At 68.9% G+C, this 25,526-nt stretch carries 23 protein-coding genes, 2 pseudogenes and 1 other annotated feature; of the genes and pseudogenes, 18 read left to right on the top strand and 7 right to left on the bottom strand.

Going from position 1 to position 25,526, the window contains the following annotated elements; genetic code table 11:
- Window positions 1–42: 42 nt before the first annotated feature.
- The gene (ggt, locus tag VP06_RS24495) at window positions 43–1,779 is read right to left on the bottom strand and encodes a gamma-glutamyltransferase (RefSeq protein WP_082167600.1); all 1,737 of its coding nucleotides are present in this window, start codon (window positions 1,777–1,779) and stop codon (window positions 43–45) included.
- Between the two features lie 146 nt (window positions 1,780–1,925).
- Between ggt and VP06_RS24490 the strand changes: the two genes are divergently transcribed.
- From VP06_RS24490 to VP06_RS24470, 5 genes are all read left to right on the top strand, one after another.
- On the top strand, window positions 1,926–2,897 hold the full coding sequence (locus tag VP06_RS24490; RefSeq protein ID WP_048466414.1) for an MBL fold metallo-hydrolase: 972 nt from the start codon (window positions 1,926–1,928) through the stop codon (window positions 2,895–2,897).
- Between the two features lie 135 nt (window positions 2,898–3,032).
- Entirely contained in the window at window positions 3,033–3,803 is a 771-nt protein-coding gene (locus VP06_RS24485) for an NAD kinase (protein WP_048466413.1), read from the top strand.
- Window positions 3,804–3,942: 139 nt separating this feature from the next.
- Window positions 3,943–6,309: a hybrid sensor histidine kinase/response regulator gene (locus VP06_RS24480; protein ID WP_048466418.1), complete on the top strand. Its 2,367-nt coding sequence runs from the start codon at window positions 3,943–3,945 to the stop codon at window positions 6,307–6,309.
- 496 nt (window positions 6,310–6,805) lie between these two features.
- A complete protein-coding gene (locus VP06_RS24475) occupies window positions 6,806–6,976 on the top strand; it encodes a hypothetical protein (RefSeq protein ID WP_156295749.1) in 171 nt (56 codons plus the stop codon).
- 410 nt (window positions 6,977–7,386) lie between these two features.
- Entirely contained in the window at window positions 7,387–8,280 is an 894-nt protein-coding gene (locus VP06_RS24470) for a 3'-5' exonuclease (RefSeq protein WP_048466411.1), read from the top strand.
- Window positions 8,281–8,513: 233 nt separating this feature from the next.
- On the opposite strand, the gene VP06_RS24465 is transcribed toward VP06_RS24470, so the two are convergent.
- The 4 genes from VP06_RS24465 to VP06_RS24450 form a co-directional block, all read right to left on the bottom strand.
- Window positions 8,514–9,491 (bottom strand): phosphoribosylaminoimidazolesuccinocarboxamide synthase, encoded by a 978-nt coding sequence (locus VP06_RS24465; RefSeq protein WP_048466410.1) that lies wholly within the window; start codon window positions 9,489–9,491, stop codon window positions 8,514–8,516.
- An 11-nt stretch (window positions 9,492–9,502) separates the two neighbouring features.
- Complete coding sequence (gene gyrB / locus VP06_RS24460) at window positions 9,503–11,938, bottom strand: DNA topoisomerase (ATP-hydrolyzing) subunit B (RefSeq protein WP_048466409.1); 2,436 nt, start codon at window positions 11,936–11,938, stop codon at window positions 9,503–9,505.
- Window positions 11,939–12,237: 299 nt separating this feature from the next.
- Window positions 12,238–13,215 (bottom strand): aldo/keto reductase, encoded by a 978-nt coding sequence (locus tag VP06_RS24455; RefSeq protein WP_048466417.1) that lies wholly within the window; start codon window positions 13,213–13,215, stop codon window positions 12,238–12,240.
- 23 nt (window positions 13,216–13,238) lie between these two features.
- A complete protein-coding gene (locus tag VP06_RS24450; protein ID WP_048466408.1) occupies window positions 13,239–13,880 on the bottom strand; it encodes an MBL fold metallo-hydrolase in 642 nt (213 codons plus the stop codon).
- A 143-nt stretch (window positions 13,881–14,023) separates the two neighbouring features.
- On the opposite strand from VP06_RS24450, the gene VP06_RS24445 reads away from it, so the two are divergent.
- Both VP06_RS24445 and VP06_RS24440 read left to right on the top strand, forming a co-directional pair.
- Window positions 14,024–14,380, top strand: coding sequence for a VOC family protein (locus VP06_RS24445; RefSeq protein ID WP_048466407.1), 357 nt, complete (start codon window positions 14,024–14,026; stop codon window positions 14,378–14,380).
- Between the two features lie 279 nt (window positions 14,381–14,659).
- The gene (locus VP06_RS24440; RefSeq protein ID WP_048466406.1) at window positions 14,660–15,448 is read left to right on the top strand and encodes a DUF2189 domain-containing protein; all 789 of its coding nucleotides are present in this window, start codon (window positions 14,660–14,662) and stop codon (window positions 15,446–15,448) included.
- Between the two features lie 53 nt (window positions 15,449–15,501).
- Here the strand turns inward: VP06_RS24440 and VP06_RS24435 are convergent, their stop codons facing one another.
- On the bottom strand, window positions 15,502–16,722 hold the full coding sequence (locus VP06_RS24435) for a serine hydrolase domain-containing protein (protein ID WP_048466405.1): 1,221 nt from the start codon (window positions 16,720–16,722) through the stop codon (window positions 15,502–15,504).
- Between the two features lie 1,081 nt (window positions 16,723–17,803).
- Here VP06_RS24435 and VP06_RS24430 point away from each other — a divergent pair.
- From VP06_RS24430 to VP06_RS38800, 4 genes and pseudogenes are all read left to right on the top strand, one after another.
- On the top strand, window positions 17,804–18,403 hold the full coding sequence (locus VP06_RS24430) for a DUF4142 domain-containing protein (RefSeq protein WP_048466404.1): 600 nt from the start codon (window positions 17,804–17,806) through the stop codon (window positions 18,401–18,403).
- A 275-nt stretch (window positions 18,404–18,678) separates the two neighbouring features.
- Window positions 18,679–19,043 (top strand): annotated as a pseudogene (locus VP06_RS24425) (transposase); the annotation flags it as partial.
- Window positions 18,960–19,090: a sequence feature (AL1L pseudoknot), on the top strand. Its footprint overlaps the pseudogene before it by 84 nt.
- A complete protein-coding gene (locus VP06_RS24420) occupies window positions 19,021–19,524 on the top strand; it encodes a lyase family protein (RefSeq protein WP_342586849.1) in 504 nt (167 codons plus the stop codon). Its footprint overlaps the feature before it by 70 nt. The pseudogene VP06_RS24425 and the gene VP06_RS24420, both read left to right, overlap by 23 nt.
- Window positions 19,416–19,736 (top strand): hypothetical protein, encoded by a 321-nt coding sequence (locus VP06_RS38800; RefSeq protein WP_342586848.1) that lies wholly within the window; start codon window positions 19,416–19,418, stop codon window positions 19,734–19,736. The genes VP06_RS24420 and VP06_RS38800 overlap by 109 nt, the downstream gene beginning before the upstream one ends.
- 42 nt (window positions 19,737–19,778) lie before the next feature.
- On the opposite strand, the gene VP06_RS24415 is transcribed toward VP06_RS38800, so the two are convergent.
- Window positions 19,779–20,804, bottom strand: coding sequence for a GntR family transcriptional regulator (locus VP06_RS24415; protein ID WP_053082021.1), 1,026 nt, complete (start codon window positions 20,802–20,804; stop codon window positions 19,779–19,781).
- A 383-nt stretch (window positions 20,805–21,187) separates the two neighbouring features.
- On the opposite strand from VP06_RS24415, the gene VP06_RS24410 reads away from it, so the two are divergent.
- The 7 genes and pseudogenes from VP06_RS24410 to VP06_RS35230 all read left to right on the top strand — a co-directional run.
- Window positions 21,188–21,970, top strand: a complete 783-nt coding sequence (locus VP06_RS24410; protein ID WP_197093279.1) for an acetoacetate decarboxylase family protein — start codon at window positions 21,188–21,190, stop codon at window positions 21,968–21,970.
- 49 nt (window positions 21,971–22,019) lie between these two features.
- A complete protein-coding gene (locus tag VP06_RS24405; protein WP_048466402.1) occupies window positions 22,020–23,261 on the top strand; it encodes an ABC transporter substrate-binding protein in 1,242 nt (413 codons plus the stop codon).
- On the top strand, window positions 23,258–23,998 hold the full coding sequence (locus tag VP06_RS24400) for an SDR family NAD(P)-dependent oxidoreductase (protein ID WP_048466401.1): 741 nt from the start codon (window positions 23,258–23,260) through the stop codon (window positions 23,996–23,998). Before VP06_RS24405 ends, VP06_RS24400 begins: the two co-directional genes overlap by 4 nt.
- A gap of 75 nt (window positions 23,999–24,073) precedes the next feature.
- Window positions 24,074–24,403 carry a hypothetical protein gene (locus VP06_RS24395; RefSeq protein WP_048466400.1) on the top strand — a complete coding sequence of 110 codons (330 nt, stop codon included), beginning with the start codon at window positions 24,074–24,076 and terminating at the stop codon, window positions 24,401–24,403.
- A 147-nt stretch (window positions 24,404–24,550) separates the two neighbouring features.
- On the top strand, window positions 24,551–24,985 hold the full coding sequence (locus tag VP06_RS24390) for a hypothetical protein (protein WP_048466399.1): 435 nt from the start codon (window positions 24,551–24,553) through the stop codon (window positions 24,983–24,985).
- Entirely contained in the window at window positions 24,982–25,317 is a 336-nt protein-coding gene (locus tag VP06_RS24385; protein ID WP_048466398.1) for a hypothetical protein, read from the top strand. The genes VP06_RS24390 and VP06_RS24385 overlap by 4 nt, the downstream gene beginning before the upstream one ends.
- Window positions 25,301–25,526: pseudogene (locus VP06_RS35230) on the top strand (IS5/IS1182 family transposase); the annotation flags it as partial. The gene VP06_RS24385 and the pseudogene VP06_RS35230, both read left to right, overlap by 17 nt.

The raw sequence follows: 25,526 nt of genomic DNA, 5'->3' as shown, positions 1-25,526 counted from the left end.
CGGGAAGCCCAAGGCTCCCGCGACGCGCGCCCCTCGCTCCCCTCAATACCCCAACGCACTCCCGGTATTCCGCCGCGGATCGTTCGCCCCGTAATACCGGAACGCGCCCACCGGCTTGCCGCCCAGAACCGGCGCGCCGATCAGGATCGCCGCCAGGTGGTTCGCCGGCTGGGCCGGGCCGAACGTGTGGCCCATGCCCTCCAGGATCCGGCGGGTGTCCGGCGACAGGGCGAAGCGCTCGACATTGGTCACGTCGGGCATCCACTGGTGGTGGAGGCGCGGCGCATCCACGGCTTCCTGCACGTTCATGCCGTAATCGATCACGTTGAGGATGCTGTGCAGCACCACCGTGATGATCCGGCTGCCGCCGGGGGTGCCGGTCACGAAGACCGGCTTGCCGTCCCGGGTGACGATGGTCGGGCTCATCGAACTCAACGGCGTCTTGCCGGGCGCGACGGCGTTGGCCTCGCCCTGGAGCAGGCCGTAGATGTTCGGCACGCCGACCTTGGCGGTGAAGTCGTCCATCTCGTTGTTGAGGAGAATACCGGTTCCCGGCACGGTGATCCGCACGCCGAACCAATCGTTGAGGGTGTAGGTCACCGAGACCGCGTTGCCCTGTGAATCGACGATCGAGTAATGGGTGGTGTTGCTGCCCTCGTGCGGCGGCACGCCGGGCTTCAATTCGGCCGAGACGCCGGCCTTCTGCGGATCGATGACCGCGCGGATCTTCGCGGCGTAGGTCTTGTCGGTCAGCCGATCGACCGGGTTTGTCACGAAATCGGGGTCGCCGAGATAGCTGTTGCGGTCGAGATAGGCGTGGCGCATCGCCTCGATCTCGTAATGGACCGCTTGCGCCGAGCCCCAGCCGAGCTTCGCCAGGTCGTAGCCTTCGAGGATGTTCAGCATCTCGCAGATCACCACCCCGCCGGAGCTGGGCGGCGGGGCCGAGATCACCCGGTAGCCGCGATAGTCGCACTCGATCGGCGCAAGCTCGCGGGTGGCGTAGCGGTCGAGGTCGGCCTGGACGATGAGCCCGCCTTGCGCCCGGCTCGCCCCGGTCAGCGCCTCGGCGACCGTGCCCTTGTAGAACCCGTCCTTGCCGTTCGCACTGATCGCCCGCAGGGTCCGGGCGAGGTCCGCTTGGACGAGGGAGTCGCCGACGCGATAGGGCCGGCCCTGGTTCAGGAAGATCTTGGCCGAGGCGGAATCCTTGCCGAAATCCGCGGTGGCGGTTCCCAGCATGTCGACGTCGCCCTGGTCGAGGGTGAATCCCTCCTCGGCGAGCCGGATCGCCGGCGCGATCAGGCTGGCACGGGGCTGCGTGCCGTATTTCGCCCGCGCCTCCTCGAGGCCGGACACGGTGCCGGGCACGCCGACCGCCAGAAAGCTCTTGGTGCTCGCGCCCTTGACGACGTTGCCCGCCTTGTCGAGGAACATGTCGCGGGTGGCGGCGAGCGGCGCCTTCTCGCGGAAATCCAGGAAGGTCCGGCTGCCGTCGGCGCGCTGGATCGTCATGAAGCCGCCGCCGCCGAGATTGCCGGCGGCCGGATAGACCACCGCCAGGGCGTAGCCGACCGCCACCGCCGCATCGATGGCGTTGCCGCCCTGCTTGAGCACGTCGACGCCGACCTGCGTCGCGAGATGCTGGGCCGTGACGACCATGCCGTGCTCGGCGGCGACAGGCGCCCGCGAGGCGGCCAAAGCGGGCCCCGGCGGGACCGCCACGACGAGGAACGCGGTGAGGAGGGTGATGCCGATCGCGGCGATCCGGTGGCGCATGGCGGCTTTTGCCCTTCGGTGAGTCGCCCGCCACGGTACACGACGGCGGCGCGCGGCTATATTGCGCGCACGATTGACCGGTCGAGACCCATCCCCTTCCGGGCGCCGCGCTCTAGCTGCGGGGGCGGACGCCCAGGGAGGCCCCCATGTCGATGAATCGTCGCACCCTCATGGCCGGGGGCATCCTCGCCGGCCCGGTCCTCGCCAGCGCCCCCGGCCTCGCCGGCAGCGGCGCGGCGACGCCCACCGCCGACCTGCCGGGGGTCTACCGTTATGGTCTCGGCGAGGCGACGGTGACGGCCCTGCACGAGGGTGGGGTCAAGCGCCCCCTTGAGGCGGGCTTCGTGCGCAACGCCCCCCTTCCCGAAGTCCAGGCGGCCTTGGGCCAAGCCTTCCTGCCGACCGACGCGCTGCCGATCACCTTCACGCCGCTCCTCCTCACCCTCGGGGGCAAGCGCGTGCTGATCGATGCGGGCTTCGCCGATCAGGGCCCGCCCGGCACCGGCGGCGTGCTGCGCGGGCTGGCGCTCGCCGGGATCGATCCGGGCGCGATCGACGCGGTGGTGATCAGCCACTTCCACCCCGACCACATCCTCGGCCTCACGCGCAAGGATGGCACCGCGACCTTCCCGAACGCGATGGTCGCGGTGCCGGAGGCCGAGTGGCGCTTCTGGATGGATGACGGCCGGATCGCCAACCCGCCCGAGGCCCTCAAGGCCACTCTCGCCGCCGTGCAGAAGACCTTCGGCAGCGGAGTGAAGGTCGAGCGCTATGCCTGGGACAAGGAGGTGCTGCCGGGCCTGACCGCCCTCGGCACGCCCGGCCACACCCCGGGCCACACCTCGTTCCGGCTCGAGTCCGGCGGGCGGCGCCTGCTGATCGCCTCCGACATCACCAACCACCCGGCCCTGTTCGTGCGCCATCCCGACTGGTCGGCCCTGTTCGACATGGATGCCGTCGAGGCCCGGGCCACTCGCCACCGGATGCTGGCGATGGCCGCCGACGAGCGGCTGCCGGTGGCGTTCTACCACGCCCCCTTCCCGGCTGCCGGCCACATCGCCCGGGCGGGTGCGGCCTACGAGTTCGTCGCCCTGCAATGGGGCCTGGGCCTCACCTGAGCGCCGCCGACCGCTGGACGAGACGGCGCCCCCGCGTGCTATGCCTCGTGCCGCCGTAGCCGGCGACGGCCCGGCGGCCGTGCGCGTCGAGGGAGGCGCGGCGGGACCTCATGTTCGGCGGTCGGGACACCCCATATGGCGCGGCGCTTCAACCAGATCGCCTTCATCGCGAGCCCGACGCCCGACGCCCGCCAGGCAGCCGAGCTGTTGATGCAGCGCTACGACCACGTGCCGCCCGAGGAGGCGGACGTGGTGGTGGGGTTGGGGGGCGACGGCCTGATGCTCCAGGCGCTGCACCGCTTCATGGGCACGGGCAAGCCGATCTACGGCATGAACCGCGGCACCGTCGGCTTCCTGATGAACGAGTTCCACCTCGACGACCTGATCGAGCGGCTGGAAGTGGCCCAGCGCAGCGTCGTCCACCCGCTCCTGATGGTGGTCACCGACGTGCTCGGCCTCACCCACACGGCGCGGGCGGTCAACGAGGTCTACATGCTGCGCCAGACCCACCAGACCGCCAAGCTGAAGATCTCGATCGACGGCCAGGTCCGCCTGCCCGAGCTGATCGCCGACGGGGTGCTGGCGGCCACACCCGTGGGCTCCACCGCCTACAACCTCTCGGTCGGCGGGCCGATCCTGCCGATCTCGTCCCAGCTCATCGCGCTGACCCCGATCTCCGCCTTCCGGCCGCGGCGCCAGGGCAGCGTGCTCCTGCCCAACCACGCCCGCATCCGCATCGAGGTCAAGGACCCGGAATACCGCCCCGTCGCCGCGGTGGCCGACCATACCGAGTTCCGCCGCGTCGCCCGGGTCGAGACCCAGCTCGACCGCTCGACCGACCTCGTGATGCTGCACGATCCCGGCCAGGGCATGGACGAGCGCATCCTGCGCGAGCAGTTCGGCTGATCACGCGACGGCATCCGGGCGCACTGGACGCCGGCTCGCCCCCGCATAGATCCGTGCCTGAGCCCAGTTTCGGGCCACCGCCACGGAGCCGCCGGATGCCCGCACGCCTGTCCCCGCCTCCGTCCCGGGGATGCCGCCGATGAGCGAGGCCGACCTGCGGGAGGACGATTACCGCAACCTCGCCGAGTCGCTGCCGCAACTCGCCTGGATCGCCGAGGCGGATGGCAGTCTCGTCTGGTACAATCAGCGCTGGTACGACTACACCGGCACCACGATCGAGACGATGCGGGGCTGGGGCTGGCGCAGCCTCCACCACCCGGACCACCTGGAGCGGGTCGAGGCGCGCTTCCGCCGCGCCTTCGCCACCGGCGAGCCGTGGGAGGACACGTTTCCGCTCAAAGGGGCCGACGGCGTCTATCGCTGGTTCCTGTCCCGGGCCCAGCCGTTCCGTGATGGCTCAGGCCGGATCGTGCGCTGGTACGGCACCAACACCGACATCACCCGCAGGCGGACCACCGAGGAGCGCCTGCGCCACGCCCAGGACCGGTTCCGCGCCCTCGTCGACAGCGCCGCGGCGATCATCTGGTCGGCGGATGCCTCGGGCGAACTCTCGATCGGGCAATGGCGCTGGACCGCCTATACCGGCCAGAGCGACGAGGAGGCGCAGGGCTGGGGCTGGGTCGAGGCGGTCCATCCGGACGATCGCGGCCGCGCCGCCGAGGCGTGGGCCCGGGCCGTCGAGGCACGCACCCCCTTCGAGATCGAGTATCGGATGCGCCGGCGCGACGGAGCCTGGCGCCACATGGAGGTGCGGGCCACACCCGTGATCGCCGAGGATGGGTCGTTGCGCGAATGGGTCGGCATGCATGTCGACATCACCGACCGCAAGGAGGCCGAGGCCGAGATCGAGCGTGCCCGCCACGCCGCCGAGGCGGCCAACCGCGCCAAGAGCCAGTTCATCGCCAATATGAGCCACGAGCTGCGCACGCCGCTCTCGGCGGTGATCGGCTATTCGGAGATGCTGGCCGAGGAGCTGGAGGATCTCGGCCAGGCCGAGCTGCTGCCGGATCTGCGCAAGATCGAGGCGTCGGCGCGCCATCTGCTCGGCCTCATCAACGACGTCCTCGACATCTCGAAGATCGAAGCCGGCCGCATGACGGTGGCGGCGGAGGACTTTTCCGTCGCCGACATGGTCGACGACGTGGTGGCGGCGACCGAGTCGCTGATCGCCAAGAAGCGCAACCGCCTGGTCCTCGACATCGCCGACGATGCCGGCGCCATGCACCAGGACCAGGGCAAGGTGCGCCAATGCCTGGTCAACCTGCTCGGCAACGCGGCGAAGTTCACGGAAGCCGGCACCATCACCCTGTCGGCCCGGCGCGAGACGGTCGAAGAGGCCGGGTGGCTGACCTTCACGGTCGCGGATACCGGCATCGGCCTCACCGAGGTGCAGTGCGGCCGGCTGTTCGAGCGCTTCGCCCAGGCCGACGAATCGACCACGCGGCAATTCGGCGGCACCGGCCTGGGGCTGGCCATCACCCGCGCCTTCTGCCGGCGCATGGGGGGCGACATCACGGTCGCCTCGACCTATGGCGAGGGCGCGACTTTCACCCTCCGGTTGCCGGCCGTCCTGGCGGCGCAGGACGACGAGCCGACGCCGGAGGAGGTGCGGGCGCTCGCCGAGGCGAAGGAGGAGGCCGCTCGCCACGACGTGGTCCTCCTCGTCGACGACGACCCGGCGGCGCGCGACCTGCTCTCCCGCTTCCTCGAACGCGAGGGCTTCCGGGTCCGCACCGCCAGCGACGGCAAGGCCGGGCTGGCCCTCGCCCGGGCCCTCAGGCCCCGGGCGATTCTCCTCGACATCGAGATGCCGCGGATGGACGGCTGGTCGGTGCTGCACGCCATCCGCAGCGACCCGGATCTCGCCGCGACCCCGGTGATCATGACCTCGGTCGTCAACGAGCAGGGCCTCGGCCGGGCGCTCGGCGCCACCGACTACTTGGTCAAGCCGATCGATTGGGAGCATCTCAAGGGGCTGATGGAGCGCTACCGCCCGGCCGACGCCCCCGGCACGGTGCTCCTCGTCGACGACGACGCGGATGCCCGCGAGCGCCTGCGCCGCAGCCTGTCCCGGGATGGCTGGACCGTGCGCGAGGCGGAGAACGGCGCCGCCGGCCTTGCCCGCCTCGACGAGGGCCGCCCCTCCCTGATCCTTCTCGACCTGATGATGCCGGTGATGGACGGCTTCGCCTTCCTGACGCAGCTCCGCGCCCGGCCCGAGGGCGGCGACGTGCCGGTGGTGGTGCTGACCGCCAAGGACATCACCCCGGCCGAGAAGGAGCGGCTGGGCCGCGACACCGAGCGGGTGATCGTCAAGGGCAGCGTCTCCCTGACCGAGATCGGCCGCCTCTTGCGCAACATGTATGCCGGGCAGGTGCCGGATGCGGTGCCCGCCTCGATGCAGGGATTGATCGACGAATTGGCCGGGCGGACGGGGCCGGAGTGATCCTTGAGAGCATTTTCCGACGAAGTGGATACCGGTTCGTCGTAGACAATGCGGCACAATCAAAGAGATAGAGAAGCTTCGCGATTGCAACGCAATCGTGAAGCGCTTTAGCGGAGCAGGGCTTGTCACTATGCTCCCGACTCAGAAAACTGGCATTTAGTATCCAAGCGCGGGCCGAACCACAACGGCGGCGCGGGCGAAGAGCAAGGATTTTCATCTCGAAGACGTCGCGTTGACGGCACGGCCGGCCAAGACCCAGATCGGCATCATCCACGATCCTGGTCATGACCAGCCCTGGATCATCGCCATGTCTGATACCAACGGTCGTTGAAAACGACCTTTGGTGCCGTTCTCCAATTTTCGCTAAGCCTTTGGCTTAATATCGAAAATTTGAGATGGTTCATCGGCTCGATGCGTCAGCATCGTGGGCCGATGGTATGATAAGCCAAGCTATCGCACGACGCTGGAATACTCCGAGCGCTGGGCGATCGAGCCGATGTTCTCCGCCTTCAAGTCGCGCGGTTTTGGCATCGACAACAGGCAGCGTCGCGACCCTGACCAGCTCGCCCGTCTGCTGCGGGTGATGGCCCTGGCTCTCGACGGTGCCGTCTCGACCGGGCGATGGGATGAGGTTCATCATCCAACCCCCGCCAAAAAAAAGATGTGACACGGCAACCCGCCAAGGTGGCGCGCTCCAAGCTGTCATGTTTCACCCGCGGCTTCCGCCGCATCGCCAAGCTCATGCAGGCCCTGCGCCCGCTGCCGCCCCTCTGGAAGACTGAAAACCGATAAATGGTCAGGCGAGGGAGACTATGCTCTTGGAAATTTTTGTCGAGAGAGTATTGCAGATATTTGATGTTTGATGCATGTGCAATTTGATTGCCGTGCAAGCGATGATAGATGTAGCGATATAGGGTACAAACTCCGGGTGAGCGCCTTTTTCAGGTGCCGGATGCGAATAGTGTGGAGTGCGGCGGCCCGGCTCTTGGCCCGGCGGCCGGGCCGGGTTTAATCCATGCCTCAAGCAACGACACGCGCCGCCGCCGCGCGGCCGCATGGCCTAAGGTAAGACGCCGCTTGACCGACGCGCTCGACGACATCGCCGCCATCCTGGAGCGCACCGGCGACTACCGGGTCCTGCGCCGTCTCGGCCCCTTCGTCCCCCCGGCCGAGGAGCCCGAGGAGCCGACCTTCGTCGGGCTGATCCTCGACACCGAGACCACCGGCATCGACGTGACCGCCGACGAGGTGATCGAACTCGGCATCATCTCGTTCGAGTACGGCGCCAGCGGTCGGATCTATCGGGTGCGGGAGCGGTTCAACCAGCTCCACCAGCCCTCCCTCCCGATCCCCGAGGCGGTGGTGCGCCTCACCGGCATCACCGACGCCGACGTCGCCGGCCAGCGCATCGACGACGCGGCGGTCGAGGCGCTCGCCGCCGAGGCGCGGGTGGTCATCGCCCACAATGCCCGCTTCGACCGGCAGATGTGCGAGCGCCGCTGGCCGATCTTCGTCTCGCGCAACTGGGCCTGCTCCTGCCACCAGATCCCCTGGCGGGCGGAAGGACACGAGGGGATGCGGCTCGGCCACCTGCTCGCCGATCACGGCCATTTCCACAACGGCCACCGGGCGATCGACGATTGCGAGGCCCTGCTCGCGATCCTCGCCCGACCGTTGCGGGCCTCGGGGCGGCTCGCCCTCGCCGCGCTCCTCGAGGCGGCGCGGCGGCCGACCGTGCGGCTCTGGGCGTCCGACGCCCCGATCGCCCTCAAGGACCGGCTCAAGGACCGCAACTACCGCTGGTCGCCCCGGCGCCGCTGCTGGTACGTCGACCTCGACGAGGAGCAGATGGAGATTGAGCGCTCGTTCCTGTCCCGCGAGATCTATCGCGGCCTGCTGCCCTCCGGCCTGCCGGCGGACCGCTTCACGGCGCGCGACCGGTTCTCGACCCGGGCCGATCCGGAGGCTTAATACCAACGGTTGTTGGAAACGACCTTTGGTGCCGTTCTCCAATTTTCGCTAAGCCTTTGGCTGAGTATCGAAAATTTGAGATGGTTCATCGGCCCGATGCGTCAGCATCTTGGGCCGATGGTATAAGGCGACGCTGGGGCGGAGGTGTCCAGAAGCGAAAGGGCGCGGGCTTCCCCCGTTCCCCGGACAGCCTTGCCGCCCCCGGGCACAGGGGGGAACCCGCGCGACCCGTTCTATGCCGCGAGATACGCCGCGATGTTGCGGCGGATGCGCGCCAGGGGCGGCTCGCTCGTGTCCGGCAGGGCGAAGGGCTGGCCCGTGATCGTCTCGAAGGCGCTGACATAGGTGGCGGCGGTGCGCAGGACCACCTCGGGCGGGATCTCCGGCACCGGATCGCGGTAGGGATCGCAGCGGGCTGCGACCCAGTTGCGGACCACGTCCTTGTCGAAGCTCTCCGGCAGGGTGCCGGCCGCCAGGTGCCCGGGATAGCTCCCGGCGAACCAGTAGCGGCTGCTGTCCGGGGTGTGGATCTCGTCGGCCAGAACGATCCGCCCCTCGGCATCCGTGCCGAACTCGTATTTGGTGTCGGCGAGGATCAGGCCGCGCTCAGCCGCCAGGGCCTGGCCGCGGGCAAACAGCGCCAAGGCCGCCTCCGACACCATGCGCCACTGCGCCTCCGTCAGCAGGCCCCGCTCCAGGATCTCGGCCGCCGAGAGCGGCGCGTCGTGGTCGCCATGGCCGGCCTTGGTGGTCGGCGTGATGATCGGCTGCGGCAGAGGCTCATGCGGCCGCATCCCGTCGGGCAGCCGGTGGCCGTACATCTCGCGCTGCCCGGTCTTGTAGAGGGTCAGGATCGAGGTGCCGGTGCTGCCCGCGAGGTAGCCGCGCACCACGATCTCGACCGGCAGGATGGTGAGGTGCCGCCCCACCACCACGTTCGGGTCGGGATAGGCCAGCACGTGGTTGTCGCAGATGTCCCGGGTCGCCTCGAACCAGTAGCGCGCGGTCTGGGTCAGGACCTGACCTTTCAGCGGGATCGCCGCCAGCTCCCGGTCGAAGGCGCTCAGGCGGTCGCTGGTGATCAGGATCCGCCGGCCGTCCGGCAGGTCGTAATTGTCCCGCACCTTGCCGCGGTAGTGACCCGGCAGCTCCGGCAGGGTTGCTTCCGGCAGGACGTAATCGGAGAAGGGGGCGAGCGTGGCCTGATCCATCGGTCTCACCCTCACACGTCGAGATTGGCCACGTTGAGCGCGTTTTCCTGGATGAACTCCCGGCGCGGCTCGACCACGTCGCCCATCAGCTTGACGAACAGGTCGTCGGCATCGGTCGTGTCCTTGACCTTGACCTGGAGCAGCGAGCGCACGTCGCGGTCCAGCGTCGTCTCCCAGAGCTGCTGGGCGGTCATCTCGCCCAGCCCCTTGTAGCGCTGCAATTGCAGCCCCTTGCGGCCGAGCGCCATCATGCCCTCGAACAGGGCGACCGGCCCGTGCAGCATCGTCTGGTCGCCGCGGCGTACCAGGGTGACGGGGGCGCCGTAGATCTCGCTCAGGGTCTCGGCCCGCTCGTCGAGGCGGCGCGCCTCCTGCGAGTGGATCAGCGCCTCGTCGAGCACCGCGACCTGGCGCACGCCGCGAAGCGTCCGCGACAGCACGTAGCCGCCCTCCTTGGCCTCGCCCTCCCAGCCCTGCTCGATCTCGTCCGCGATCGCGTTGAGGCGCCGGGCGATCTCGTCGGCCACCACCTCGGCCTCGTCGGGGTTGCCGGCGACCGAGGGACGCAGGGCGCCGGCGATCGCCGCCTGCTCGACCACGACGCGGTCGTAGCGCGAATGCATCCCGTGCAGCACCTGGCGCACGCCGCGCGCCTCGTCGACCAGGGTCTTGAGCTGGGCCCCGCCGAACTCGGTGCCGGTGGCGAGCTTGAGCACCGCCCCGTCGACGCCGCCGTCGATCAGGTAATCCTCCAGCGCCCGGTCGTCCTTCAGGTAGATCGCGGTCTTGCCCTTCTGGGCTTTGTAGAGCGGTGGCTGGGCGATGTAGAGGTGGCCGCGCTCGATCAGCTCCGGCATCTGGCGGAAGAAGAACGTCAGCAGCAGCGTGCGGATATGCGAGCCGTCGACATCCGCATCGGTCATGATGATGATGCGGTGGTAGCGCAGCTTGTCGGGGTTGAAGGCGTGGGCACCGTCCCGGCCGATCCCGGTGCCGAGCGCGGTGATCAGCGTGCCGATCTCCTGGCTCGACAGCATCTTGTCGAGGCGCGCCCGCTCGACGTTGAGGATTTTTCCGCGCAGGGGGAGCACCGCCTGGAAGGTGCGGTCGCGGCCCTGCTTGGCCGAGCCGCCGGCCGAGTCGCCCTCGACCAGCAGGATCTCGCATTTCGAGGGATCGCGTTCCTGGCAATCGGCGAGCTTGCCGGGCAGCGAGGCGATGTCGAGCGCGCCCTTGCGGGTGGTGAGGTCGCGCGCCTTGCGGGCCGCCTCCCGGGCGGCGGCGGCGAGCGCCACCTTGGCGGCGATGATGCGCGCCTCGTTCGGATGCTCCTCGAGCCAGGTGCCGAGGGTCGCGTTCATGACGCCCTCGACCGCCGGCCGGACCTCCGAGGAGACGAGCTTGTCCTTGGTCTGCGAGGAGAATTTCGGGTCGGGCACCTTCACCGAGACCACCGCGGTCAGCCCCTCGCGGCAATCCTCGCCGGTGAGCGCGACCTTCTCCTTCTTGGTCACCCCGCTCGCCTCGGCGTAGCCGGTGATCTGGCGGGTGAGCGCGGCCCGGAACCCGGCCAGATGGGTGCCGCCGTCGCGCTGCGGGATGTTGTTGGTGAAGCACAGCACATTCTCGTGGAACGTGTCGTTCCACCACAACGCCACCTCGACGCCGATGCCGTCGCGCTCCTGGCGGAGCACGATCGGCGCCTCGATCTGCGGCTCCTTCGCCCGGTCGAGATAGCGCACGAACGCCTCGACCCCGCCCTCGTAGACGAGTTCGTCGCGCCGGTGCTCGGCGTGGCGGGCATCGGTCAGCACGATGCGGACGCCGGAATTCAGGAAGGCGAGTTCCCGCAGGCGCTTCTCCAGCGTCGCGTAATCGAACTCGATCATCGTGAAGGTTTCGGGCGAGGGCAGGAAGGTCACCTCGGTGCCGCGCCGGTCGCCCGCCGGGCCGACGACGGCGAGGGCCGAGACCGCGTCGCCGTGGCGGAACTCCATCGCGTGCTCCTGGCCGCCGCGCCAGACGCGCAGGCGCAGCCAGGTCGAGAGGGCGTTCACCACCGAGACGCCGACGCCGTGCAGGCCGCCCGAGACCTTGTAGGAATTCTGGTCGAACTTACCGCCGGCATGCAGCTGGGTCATGATGACCTCGGCCGCCGAGACGCCCTCCTCCGGATGGATGTCGGTCGGGATGCCGCGGCCATTGTCGGAGACCGTGCAGGAGCCGTCGGCGTTGAGGGTGACGGTGACGAGCGTCGCGTGGCCGGCCAGCGCCTCGTCGATGGCGTTGTCGACGACTTCGTACACCATGTGGTGCAGGCCCGAGCCGTCGTCGGTGTCGCCGATATACATGCCCGGCCGCTTGCGCACGGCATCCAGGCCCTTCAGGACCTTGATCGAGTCGGCGCCGTAGGTGTCGGGGGTCAGATCGCGGGCGGGTTCGGCCATGTCGGTTCCTGGTGCGGGCGGGCACGCCTCCCGGGGAGGCGCGGCCCGCGCCGGCGCCGGTCTGCGATCCGGCGCCGTCTGGGTCTCGTCGTGTCTCACGATGTCCGGGCCGTGGCGGCCACGATCCGGTGTCTCCCTGATGTAAGCGTTCCGCCTTGACATTGCATCGGTTTTCGGCGCCGCAAGCGCCGCATTTCCGGTGCCCGGCGGGGGTGTCCGGCAGCCCGCCCACCCCCGCCGCATCCTCTTGCAGGGTACGTTTCGCCGCACCCCGTTAAGGATCCGCCAACGGGCGTCCGTCAGCCCTTGAGCGAACTCCCGCTCGCCGTGTCGAGCCGCGCCACCGCGGCCGGGTCGAGGGTGAGCCGCACGCCCCCCAGGATCTCGTCGAGCTGCGCCACCGAGGTGGCGCTGGCGATCGGCGCGGTGAGGCCCGGCCGCGCGACCAGCCACGCGATGGCGACCTGGGCCGGCGTGGCGCCGTGGTCGCGCGCCACCTCGTCGAGGAGGTCGAGAAACGCGAGGCCGTTCGGGTTGAGGTAGCGCGAGACCCGCGCTTCCCGGGCGCGGCCCGCGGCGGCGCCTTCCTGCCGGTACTTGCCGGTCAGGAAGCCCGCCGCCAGGGAGAAGTAGGAGATCACCCCGATTCCCTCCTCCCGGCACAGGGGTTCCAGCTCCGCCTCGTAGCCGCCGCGCTCGGCGAGGCTGTATTCGGGCTGGAGGGATTCGTAGCGCGGCAATCCCTCGCGGGCCGAGACCGCCAGCGCCTCGCGCAGGCGGGCGGCGGTGTAGTTCGAGGCGCCGATCGCCCGCACCTTGCCGGCGCGGATCAGCCGGTCATAGGCCGAGAGCGTCTCCTCCAGCGGCGTCCCGGCATCGTCGGTATGGGACTGGTAGAGATCGATCCGGTCGGTCTGAAGCCGGCGCAAGGACTCCTCGACGGCCCGTTCGATGTACGGCGCGGTCAGGCCCTTGCGGCTGTCGCCCGAGGGACCTTGCCCCATCTCCATCCCGACCTTGGTGGCGATCACCATCCGGTCGCGGCTGCCGCGGGCCTTGAGCCAGCGCCCGATCACCGCCTCCGACTCGCCGCCCTGATGGCCCGGAGCCCAGCGCGAATAGACGTCGGCGGTGTCGATGAAGGTGAAGCCGGTCTCCGTGAGCCGGTCGAGCAGCGCGAAGGAGGTCGCCTCGTCGGCGGTCCAGCCGAAGACGTTGCCGCCGAAGCAGAAGGGCGGGACGGAGAGGCCGGAACGGCCGAGAGGGCGCAGGTCCAGACGCGGGTCCATGGGCGGCTTCCTCACTGAAGGAACGGGTTCGACAGCCGCTCCTGGCCGATCGTGCTGGTCGGGCCATGGCCCGGGATGAAGGCGACGTCGTCGCCGAGCGGCAGCAGCTTGGTCTTGATCGACGCGATCAGGGCGGCGTGGTCGCCCCCCGGCAGGTCGGTGCGGCCGACCGAGCCGCGGAACAGCACGTCGCCGACCTGGGCGAAGCGGGCGTCCCGGCTCACCAGCACGACGCTGCCCGGGGAATGGCCGGGGCAATGCAGCACGTCGAAGGTCAGTTCGCCGACCGTCACGCTGTCGCCCTCGGCAAGCCAGCGGTCGGGCGTGACGACCTTGGCGCCGGCGAGGCCGTAGGCCGCCCCGGCCTCGGGCAGCCGGTCGAGGAGCGGCTTGTCGGCGAGGTGCGGCCCCTCGACCGGCACCGACAGGGCGTCGCGCAGGTCGGCGGCACCGCCGGCGTGATCGATGTGGCCGTGGGTGAGCAGGATCTTCTCGACCGTGACCCCGGCCTTGGCGATCGCCGCCTGGATCCGGTCGAGGTCGCCGCCCGGATCGATCACGGCGGCCCGCTTCGTCGCCTCGCACCACAGGAGGGTGCAGTTCTGCTGGAACGGCGTGACCGGGATGATCGCGGCGCGGGGCGTGCTCGGCATGATGGGCCTTGGGTGGAACGACGATGGCCTCTTGTAGCGTGGAAGCCGGCGGGGCGGCACCCCGGGGGATCGGCCTCGACAGGCCGGGACGTGTGGGGTCCGATGCGATGCCAAGGGGGAGCGGGCTCAAGACGGAGCGAACCATGGCCGTGAAGCGTATCGTGACCAACATCCCGGCGACGCGGCTCGACGCAGCGCGGGCCTTCTACGGAGAGGTTCTCGGCCTCGAACTGGTCATGGATCACGGCTGGATCCTGACCTTCGCGGCTTCGGGCGCGTCGGCGACGCCGCAGATCAGCGTGGCCTGCGAGGGAGGGTCGGAGACGCCGGTCCCCGACGTCTCGGTCGAGGTCGACGACCTGGATGCCGTGCTCCGGCGAGCGACGGAGGCGGGCCATGCGATCGAGTACGGCCCCGTGCAGGAGCCGTGGGGTGTAAGGCGGTTCTACGTCCGCGACCCGTTCGGGCGGCTGGTCAATATTCTGGTCCATCCCGGTTGAGCGCGCCCGGCCGGGCGCTCGGGAGAAGCCTCGGCTGGCTGCGGCACCGCGCACCGTCACGCGATCGTGCGCTCCACCCCCTTGGCGGGCAGGCCGGCGCGGCGTTAGCCTCAAGTCGTGGGGTGGGACCGTCCCGCCCGGTGTGAGTAGTCCAGCTCTGATGCGACCGATCTGTCCGGTGTCCGTGCGGGCCGGACCGGGCGCCTGAGGACCGCCGACAGACGGCCCGAACGCGGCCCGGCCTCCCCGTCGCGGGTGCCTCCCCCCGGAGGAAACGCGATGACGAGTTCGCCCATCTTTGCCCCCGGCTTTGCCGCCGCCCGCCCCGCCGTGCGGCGGATCGGCATCCCGGATCTCAAGGCCGCCCTGTCGCGGGGCGTCGACGACTTCCTGGCGATGCCGACCCACGTGCTGTTCGTGGTGCTGATCTATCCGCTGGCCGGCGTGATCATCGCGGCGGCGACCTTCGAGCAGGACCTGATCCCGATCCTGTTCCCCCTCGCGGCCGGCTTCGCGCTGATCGGCCCCTTCGCGGCGCTCGGTCTCTACGAGATGAGCCGGCGGCGTGAATGGGGCCTGCCCGCGACCCTGGCGGAAGCCTATGCCCCCCTGCATGGCCGCTCGGCCAGGGCCGTGATGGCGGTCGGCGGGGTGCTGGCGCTGATCTTTCTCGCCTGGATGGGGGCCGCGACGGGGCTGTACTGGAGCCTCTATGGCGGGGTGACCGAGCCCTCGCTCACCGTCTTCCTCGGTGACGTGCTGACCACGCCCCGCGGCTGGGCGCTGATCCTCGCCGGCAACCTCGTCGGGGCTGCTTTCTCGCTCCTGGCGCTCGCCGTGAGCGCGGTCTCGATCCCGCTCATCATCGACAAGGACGTGGAGGCCGGCACCGCCATCGAGACCTCGCTGGCGCTGATGCGCGAGAATCCCGGCACGATGCTCGCCTGGGGCGCCATCGTGGCCGGACTGCTCGTCCTCGGCATGGTGTCGCTGTTCGTCGGCCTCGCGGTGGTGCTGCCGGTGCTCGGCCACGCCACCTGGCACCTCTACCGCCGGGCGGTGGGGTGACCACTCGCGGCGATCACTCCGTGATCCCTGCGATCACCCCGTGATCCCTGCGATCACCCCGTGATCGCCGCGTAGGTGAGCACCCGCAGCTCGCGCCGGATCGGCCAGGTCGAGGACGGCATGAGCTGCGTCAGCAGGATCACGAACAGGTCCTCGGCGGGGTCGATCCAGAACGCCGTCGAGGCCGCCCCGCCCCAGGCGACCTCGCCCGGGGTGCCGAGAATCTGGGCCTTGGCCGGATCGAGCATCACCGAGAAGCCCAGCCCGAAGCCGATGCCGCTGTAGCTCGACTCCGAAAAACGCGGCTGGCCCATCTCGGCGAGGTCGCCGCGCAGGTGGTTGGCGGTCATCAGCGCCACGGTCTTGCGGCCCAGCAGCCGCACGCCGTCGAGGGCGCCGCCACCCAGGATGAAGCGGCAGAACCGGGCATAGTCGGCCGCCGTCGAGACGAGGCCGCCGCCGCCCGACGGCACGGTGCGGGGTCGCGCGTAGCGCCCGTCCCGGGCATCGTCGATCAGAGTCAGCCGGCCGCCTTCGCCGAGCGCGTAGTTCGAGGCGAAGCGGGCGATCTTCTCAGGCGGAACATGGAAATCGGTATCGACCATGCCGAGCGGCCGGATGATCCGCTCGCGCAGGAACTCGTCGAAGGGAATTCCGGAGATCACCGCCACGAGGTGGCCGAGCACGTCGGTGGCGATGCTGTAGTTCCACTCCGCCCCCGGCTGGGCGAGAAGCGGCAGGCGGGCGGCCTTGGCGACGACCTCGGCGAGCGAGGTCTCTGCGGTCTGGAAGTCGACACCCTCCTCCCGGTACATCCGGTCGACCAGCGTCGCGTCCATGAAGCCGTAGGACAGGCCCGAGGTGTGGGTCAGGAGATCGCGAAAGGTGATGTCGCGCTCCGCCGGCACCGTCTCCGGCTTGGCGCGGCTGCCGCCGACGAGGACCCGCATGTCCCGGAAGTCCGGCAGGACGCGGGTGATGGGGTCGTCGAGCTGAAACCGACCCTCCTCGTACAGCATCAGGATCGCCACCGAGGTCAGCGGCTTCGTCATCGAGTAGATCCGCACGATCGTGTCGTGCTCCATCGGCAGGCCCCGGGCGAGGTCGCGCAGGCCCTCCGTGCGGGAGAACACCACCTGGCCGCGCCGGGCCATGGTCACCGACAGGCCCGGCAGCTTGCCGGCCTCGACGTAGCTCCGCATCCACGGGACGATCCGCTCCAGCCGCTCCGACGAGAGGCCGACCGCCTCCGGGGTTCCGATCTCAGCCTTCATGCCGTGCCTCATGCCGTGCCTTTTGCCGTGGATGGCCGGCCGTCGGGCGCCGTGGCCGACGACCTCGATCGCGGATCGTCGCAGACCATGCCGCAGAATCGACGATCGATCATCCCCCGACCGCACCGCGATCGGGGGATGATCGAGGACTCGACCGTACCGACACCGACGACGAGGTCATGCGATCAGTCTTCATGAGCCATGGGGGTGGGCTACTGCGCGAGCGCCCCGGGTGCCTCGATGGCGCGACAGGACGCTCGCCGTCGTCGCCTGCCTGATGGCGTTCGATGCTCTCAACAATCCAGAAGCCGATCAACCGCTCGAACAGGCTCTCAGATGCTGACGCATCCGGCTGTTGACCACTCTCGAATGGTCCATGCCAAGCCCAAACGTCCAGGAGCGTGGGCTCGGAGAAAAAGCGAGACCGGAACCGAAGGTCGTTCTCTGCGACAGTCAGTCCAAATCATTGAGATCGTTGGCGGAAGGGGTGGGACATTCCGATCCAACATCCATGTGCCAATAAAAACAATGACTTAGGCGCTGCGTGGGGTGCCAGCTGTAGCGCAAAACTGTAGCACTGGAATCCTGGGGGAGTCGGTTCGACGGAGAGAGAGGGAATCGAACCGGAAGGCAGTTCAGGGCCCCTTCCCTCGCATCGCGCTTAGCCTCCGGTTCCGCTTCGGAATGGGCATGAAGGGCACCCTGAGACAGCCCCACGAGCCCTTGCGGCGGCATCGCTGAGGACAGGTAGGCTACCCGCTGCCAAGCCTGCGAACGGCGTCAGTGACTCGCGGTGCGCCTTCGCTCCTGCCTCACGTCCTGGGACCCGGAGCGGCGCCTATCGAGGCTGTGCGGGCTTGTATCGAGGCCGTGAAGCTGCCGAGCGGGTGCAACGGTGAGGAGGGGGGAGGCGCCAGGATCGCAGGAGCCGAAGCGCCGGCCGAGACGGCAAAGATCTAGGCACCGGAAGTGGTGCGAGGGGCTGCGGCATCGCTGCCGCTCTGGCTACGGCGTGAACCATAGATACTCACCCGGAGTTGGTGGCGGCGTTTGGACCCTCACAGCACCACGAGGAATGCCCATGAACCGCCGTATCGCTCTCACCGCGCTTGCCTCGGCCATCGCAATTCCCTCCTTCATCAACGCGGCCTTCGCGCAGAACCCGACAAGCTCGGCTTCGTCCGCATCGGGAAACACGGGTGCCAAGATGGGAGAGGCGGAGGCTAAGCACGCCGCTGACACCCTTGCCGCCGGATCGATGTCGCTGGCGGCCAGTCGCGTGGCTTTGAAGAAAGCTAAGGACGATGACGTTAAGCAGTTTGCTCAGTTCGAGGTGGCTGAGCAGGAAACCATTGCTGACATCCTGAAGGGGATGCGCGACCAGACGGTCGCAGCCAGCGGTCAGGTGAAGCCTCCGTCCGACGCTGAGGTTACGAGCCAACTTGATGCCAAGGGCAAGGCGATGCTGGAGAAGCTGGAGAGCGCAAAGGCGGGGTCTGCATTCGACCGTGAGTATATCAAGGGGCAGATTGAGGGACACCAGGAACTGCTGAAGATTCAAGAGACCTATCTGGCTACCGGCAAGGACCGTGAGAACCTTAGCGTTGCTAAGCTCGCCAGAGGCCAGATCAAGGAGCACTTGGCGCTGCTCGCTGATATCGAAAAGGAGCTGAAGGACTAGAGCATTTTTCGACGAAGTGGATACCGGTTCGTCGTAGACAATGCGGCAAAATCAAACAGCGAGAGAAGCTTCGCGATTGCAACGCAATCGTGAAGCGCTCTAAGCGGCTACCTCACCATCCATCAGTTTTTGTTGTGCACAAGGGTTTTTTGTCCACAAGGGAGGAATGGGTGTGGCGGTCACGATGAGCCTGACGATGCAGCGCAAGCCTCTGGTGAAGAGGGATGAACCGCCCCGGGTTTCCTGGAGGCTCCGACTTCTGAGAGGATGGAGCCATGACGAAGCGAACAGCGCCGTTTTCCCCTGAGGTGCGCGAGCGCGCGGTGCGGATGGTGCGCGACCATGAGGGCGAGCACGGCTCGCAGTGGTCGGCGATCCAGTCGATCGCGGCCAAGATCGGCTGCTCGGGTGAGACGCTACGGAACTGGGTGCGCCAGTCCGAGCGTGATCAAGATGTGCGACCCGGGCAGACGACGGACGAGCGCGAGCGGATCAAGGCGCTGGAGCGAGAAGTTCGCGAGCTGCGCCAGGCCAACGAGATCCTGCGCAAGGCGTCGGCGTATTTTGCCATGGCGGAGCTCGACCGCCGGTCGCGGCCATGATCAGTTTCATCGACGATCATCGGGCCGTCTACGGGGTTCGACGACGCCTTCTGCGCGGAGGTCGCGGCCCTCTCGGGGCTTCCCGTCGTCCCCAACCCCAGCAAGTTCGAGGGGATGGGCGCCCATGACGCCCTGGTCGAGGTCTCGGGCGCCCTCAACGTGCTGGCGGTCTCAGCGATCAAGATCGCCAACGATATCCGCCTGCTCGGCTCCGGGCCTCGCTGTGGTCTCGGCGAGCTCGTGATCCCCGACGACGGCTTGTCGTCGTCGATCATGCCGGGCAAGCGCAACGCGACGGTCGCCGAGGCCCTGGTGCAGGCCGCGTTCCAGGTCGTCGGCAATCACGCCACGGTCTCGGCGGCGGGCGCCTCCGGGACGTTCGAGCTGAACGTCGCCAAGCCGGTCCTGATATACAACTTGCTGCAATCGATCCGGGTGCTGGCGGACGGCGCACGCATCTTCGCCCTGCGGCTGGTGCGGGACCTGACGTCGATCGAGACTGCCTCGCCGGCAACGTAGCGAATGCCCTGCTGCTCGCCACGGCCCTCAACCCGACCCTCGGCGACAATCGCGTCGCCGCGATCACCCGGACGGCCATGAGCGAGGGGGTGACCCCGCGCGCGGCGGCGATCGCCCTGGGCTTCGCCACGGCGGAGGAGTACGATCGCCTCGTCGACTCCGCTGCGATGGCCTCGCCCGATGCCGGTGCGCGCCGGGATCGGGACGTGTGAAGCGGCGGGACGCCTCGCGGATCTGAAAGGCAGCCTCGGCTTCTACTCTGACGGGGTCAGGTAATCCGGGCAGGCGACGCTGCCGAGGGTTGCCGCGACCTCGAACCGGCCAAGCCACCGGTCGACAGCCTCGGTGAGATGCCGCTCCAAGAGCAGAGCCGCCCCGCGCGCATCGCCGTCGAGCAGATGATCCAGGATGGCGAGGTGCTCGTGCAGGGCATGCTCGATCTTGTGCATCGGGATCCCGAGGATCGGGTCGATCAGGTGCCGCGTCGGGCCGAACAGGAAATGCGTTGGCTTGAGGGCGTGAATCAGCTCGTCGTTCCCCGAATGGCCGAGAAGATCCCGATGCAGATCGGTCTCGGCCCGGTCGAAATCCTCGCCGTCGATCGCGGGCCGGGCCAGCGTCGCTTCGACATGCGCTTTCGCCTGCCGGAGCAGGGCCGTCGGAACGCGCGGCACGGCCTCGGCCAGCAAGACCGGTTCGAGCAGCCGGCGCAGCGCGTAGAGGTTGCGGATCCGTTGCGGCGTCACCCGGCGGGCCACCCAGCGCCCGGCGGCATCCTTGGTGACGAGGCCGACGCCGTCCATGCGGGCAAGGAGGTCGCGCGTCACCGTCCGGCTCACGCCGTAATGCTGAGCGAGCCGCAGGTCGTTGACGCGAACCGAGTGAAACAGGATCTGCCCGTAGAGTTCCTGCTCAACCGCGCCGTACAGGGTTTCCCATCGGCGCTGATGGGGCATCGGCGCAGGATCGAGCGGTGGTGCCGCATCCTCCCCTTCCCCGGCTGCAGCGATGCCCCCGACCCTGTAGCCACGCGCCCCGTCCTCGGAGACGAGCCGCTCCGCCGCCAGGGCATTCAGGGCGCCGCGGGCCGGCGAGCGGCTGACGCCGAATGTCCGAGCAAGCTGCGACTCGAGCAGCCGGGTCCCAGGCCGGATGCGGCCTTCCGCGATCCCTGCTTTGAGGTGGGCGTAGATCCGGTCCTGCAGCGAGACAGCGGACGATGTGACGAGCGGCGCCCGCCGGTCCGCCTCGTCCCGTGCCGGTCTCCGGTCGATCGTCATACGCTTCTCCCGGGAACGGCCGCGGGGCGACGCGATGGCGTCCGTCCCCGGTGACGGCGGTTGACTCCAATGTACACTGGATGCAGTGTACGCTCTAACAAGGGCGACGGCGAGGCTGCGAGGCCGGTCTGCCGACCCGAACCAGCCGAAAAGGGACGAAACGTCGGGGCTGCCCGTCGTCGGAGAGCGGTCCGACGCCGCATGGATGCTCCCGGCCATGACACGCCACACGGGCCGGCAAGCGCTGCCGGCCCCCGGTTGCAGACCTGAAGCGCGGATCGTCGGGCTGATTCGGCGGCGCCGGTCGCCATGCCCATTCATCCTTCGCAGCGGAACCTGACGATCATCGCCGCGAGCGCCGCAGCGAAACCCAGGAGGTCACTGTGTACGACGTCAAGAAGATGTTCGGCGATTACGACATGCATCCGAACAGCGGCGTCAATCCGCAATACGCGCCGGCCTATCCGGTCGAATGGGAATGCGCGCTGCGGACCGTCGAGGTCATGACCCGGGTCGATCGGGCAAAGGTCGCCGCCCTGCTCGCCGACACGCCGTTCGAGCTCGTCAACGACCGGGTCGCCTTCCGCTTCATGGCCTCGCCGGGGCATACTCTGTCGCTTCATCAAGGGCGCATGTTCGACCTCATGGTGACGGTCGCGGTCCGCTACGAAGGATTGTTCACCCAGACGCATCTCTACATGTATTGCAGCGACCCGATGGGGATCGCTGCCGGCCGCGAACTCTTCGGCTATACCAAGAAGGATTGCACATACGCGTTCGACGAGGCTCCGGACGGATCGATCTCCGGCCGGGTCGACCGCCGCGGCGGTCCGCTGGCGGAATTCCGGTTCACACCCGATCCGGACGCGCCGGTCGTGCGCCTCGTCGATGCCGACGAGCAGCCGGGCGGCGAGATCCACGTCCGGCGCCTCCCGCATCCGGAGCGCCTGGAGACGGCCTATGCCGACATCGTCTATCGGCGCACGCCCCTCGCCTATTCCGAGCCGCGCCCCGGGCGGGCCGCGATGACGCTGAAGTCCTCCGCCTTCGATCCGATCGCGGCGCTGGAGCCCGAGATCCTGTCGGCGCAGTTCATGGTGTCCGATGTCTATGGCGGCGGCTTCGCGGTCGAGGACCGGCGCCTGCTCAAGCGCCTGATCCCGTAACGCCCGCGCCGTCCCCCCGCACGGATCGATCACCATGGGAGAGGATACGATGCCATCGACGGCCTTCAATGCGCGCCGGATCGGCCGCCGGACATTCCTGGCCGGCGGGGTCGGCGCGGCGGTCCTGGGATCGACCCGCCTCAGGGCCGAACCGGTGCGGCCGGTCAGGGTCGGCGTCCTGACCGACATGTCCAGCCTCTACGCAGACTGCACGGGCCAGGGCTCGGTCCTCGCCACGCAGATGGCCGCGGAGGATCTCGGTGCCGGCCCCTCGCTGCCCGTCGAGATCCTGAGCGCCGATCACCAGAACAAGGCCGACGTCGCCGCGTCGATTGCCCGGAAGTGGATCGATCAGGACGGGGTCGACGTCGTCACCGACGTCCCGAACTCGGCCGTCGCCCTGGCGGTCGGCAGCGTGGTGCGCGACAAGAACAAGGTGATGCTGGCCTCAGGCCCGTCCTCCTCCGATCTGACCGGCAAGGCTTGCTCGCCGAACACGATCCACTGGACCTACGACACCTACGCGCTCGCGACCGGCGCCGCGACGGCAGTCGTCGCCTCCGGCGCGCGCTCGTGGTTCACCCTCACGGCCGACTACGCCTTCGGCCACGCGATGGAGGGAGATGTCCGGCGCGTGGTCGAGCGGAGCGGCGGCAAGGTCATCGGCGGCGTACGGACGCCGATCAACACGCCCGATTTCTCGTCCTTCCTGCTGCAAGCACAGGCCTCTGGAGCCCAGGTCGTCGGTCTGATCAACGCCGGGGGCGACACGGTCAACTCGATCAAGCAGGCGGTCGAGTTCGGCATCCCGGCGGGTGGGCAGAAGCTCGTAGCGACGGTCCTCTACATCACCGACGTCCACTCCCTCGGTCTTGAGACGGCGAAGGGGCTGCAATTCACCGAGGCCTTCTACTGGGATCTGAACGAGGGAACCCGGGCCTGGACGAAGCGATTTGTCCCGAGAAACCGCGACCGCTACCCGAGCGCACTGCATGCCGGCGCCTATGCCTCGACCCTGCACTACCTGCGCGCCGTCCAATCGCTCGGCAGCGCGGCCGACGGCCGTGCCGTCGTCTCCCGGATGAAGGAGATGCCGACCGATGATCCACTCTTCGGCAACGGCTCGATCCGGCCCGACGGCCGCAAGCTCCATCCGATGTACCTGTTCGAGGTGAAGAGCCCGGCCGACTCGAAGTACCCGTGGGATTACTACAAGGTCGTGCAGTCGATCCCGGCCGACGTCGTGTGGCGTCCGCTCGGCGAGGGCGGCTGCCCAATGGTCAAGGCATGAGCGTCGCGCTCGTCACCGGCGGCGGGGGCGGCCTCGGACGCGCCATCGCTCTCCGGCTCGCCCGGGACGGCGCCGCGATCGCGCTCGCCGACCACGATCCCGCTTCGGGCGCGGAAACCGCGCGGCTGGTCGAGGCCGCGGGCCGGCGCGCCTTATTCGTCAGGACGGACGTCTCCGACGGCGCCGGATTCGCCGCCTGCGTCGCGGCCGTCGAACGCGATCTCGGACCGATCACGGCCTTCGTCAGCAATGCGGGCATCGAGGGTGTCGTCGCTCCGATCGACGAGTACCCGGACGACGTCTTCGACCGGGTTCTCGCCGTCAACGCCAAGGGTACGTTCCTGGGCCTGAAGCATGTTCTCGGCCGGATGCGCCGACGCGGCGCCGGGTCGATCGTCACCATCGCCTCCACCTCCGCGATCCGGGGCCGTGCCGGCCTCGCGGGATACGTAGCCGCCAAGCATGCCGTCCTCGGGCTGACCCGGGTGGCGTCGCTCGACGCCGAGGGTACGGGCGTTCGGGTGAACGCCGTCCTGCCCGGCCCGATCGACACCCGCATGATTCACTCGCTCGACGCGCAGGCCCTTAGTTCCGGTGCCGCGATCCGAAGGGCGGGACAGCCCACTTACGGCAGGCCCGCCGACGTTGCGAACGTTGTCGCGTTCCTCCTGTCCGATGAGGCCGCGCATGTGAATGGAGCCGCCCTTACGGTCGACGCCGCCGCCAGCGTCCTGTGAGCGCCATGAGCCGATATCGGGTCGGCAGGCGCTGAACCGCCGCTCCCGACCCCAGTCGAGCGCTGGGTCGGTGGCATGGTCAAGGCGATGGGGCTGGCCGATCGCGCCAGAGCCCTGGCCGACAAGCAGATCAAGGGCGAGGCGCTGTCGAAGCCCGAGCAGGACGAGCTGACCGCCAACCCCCGGCTCAAGGCCGAGACCGACCGCCGCGTCGCCGCCGGCCGCGAGGACGCGGAGCGGCGCGCCATCGTGGAGGAGGACGGGCGGCGTCTCGGCGCTCGCCCGCACGGTCCGGCCCCGGCCGCGCCGGCGGCCCGTCCGCGCCAGCCCGACGAGCAGGATGCCGCGGCGGTCGAGGCGCGGGAGCGCACGCGCCAGCGGATGGGGAGCGTGCGGCCGAGCTGATGCGCCGGGTGCCGCGCGACGCCTCGACCAGCCAGACCGGCACCCGCGATCCGGGCAGCGCCGCCGGCGCGCCGCAGCCCGGCGAGAACGGCCAGGTCGATCCCCTCGACGGAGCGGCTCGGCGCTACAGCAGCGGGTTCGGGATGCGTGAGCATCCCGCGGCCGGCCGATCTCGCGCCGCCCCGGCGCCTGCGCGAGCGCGACGATCGGCAGGCTCCGTCCCCCCGGTTCTCCTATGCGAAAGTCTCGGCGAGCTGGCTCGACATCGACAAGGGCACGCTGGAGCGCGAGGACAAATCCTCCAGGGACCAGGGCGCGCGCGATGCGCTGCCTCACCCATACGCCTCGAAGGAGGGTGCGAAGGCTGCGGCGGACGCGATGGGCGACGAATGGGGCCGCTTCACCGGCCAGGGCCTGTTCCAGAAGGTGGGGGATCCGTCGGCCGTGGCGGAAGCTCTGGTGAAGTGCACAGGGTTCGGCACCCCGATCGACGAGACCGAGTGGGAGGCTGTCACGGTCACCCACGACATCATTCCGGATGCCGGCTGGACCACCACCATCGAGACGCAGGTGAAGTCATGACCATCGTTGAGGAGAAGCGCCCCTACACCGTAACCGACGCGGCCGGCCAGCTCGTCGCCGGCCGCCCGCATGACGGGGTCGGCTCGACGATCGCGCTGACGCCGACCGAGGCGCGCTACGAGCTGCTGCTGGGCACCATCGTGCCCGACGGCACGCCGGTGGTGGTGGAGCCGCCGATCGGCCCGGTGTCGTCGATCGACCGCATCACCGGCACCCGCGGATCGAAGGATTGGGATTTCACGGTTGCCGAACTGGCGCAGTATCTGAGAGTCCGTTCGGAAAGGGTGACATCAGTATATTTCAAGGTTATGCGGAATGGCAGCACGTCGTGAATGGCTTGATGGCTCGGCCGTGGCTTGGACCAAAGAGAACAGACCGCGGTACGATCGCCGCAACCAGAGATATCCGAGTGATCTGACGCCCGACGAATGGCGCGAATTGGAACCCCTCCTGCCGGTCGCTCAAGGGATCGGCAGGCCACGGACCTACAGCCTTCAGGAGGTCATCAATGGCATCCGTTACGTGCAGCGGTATGGTATCC

This window comes from Methylobacterium aquaticum, assembly GCF_001043915.1.
Taxonomy (GTDB): domain Bacteria; phylum Pseudomonadota; class Alphaproteobacteria; order Rhizobiales; family Beijerinckiaceae; genus Methylobacterium; species Methylobacterium aquaticum.
Note: the sequence above shows the minus strand (reverse complement) of the source record. Positions and strands in the feature narration are given on the sequence as shown.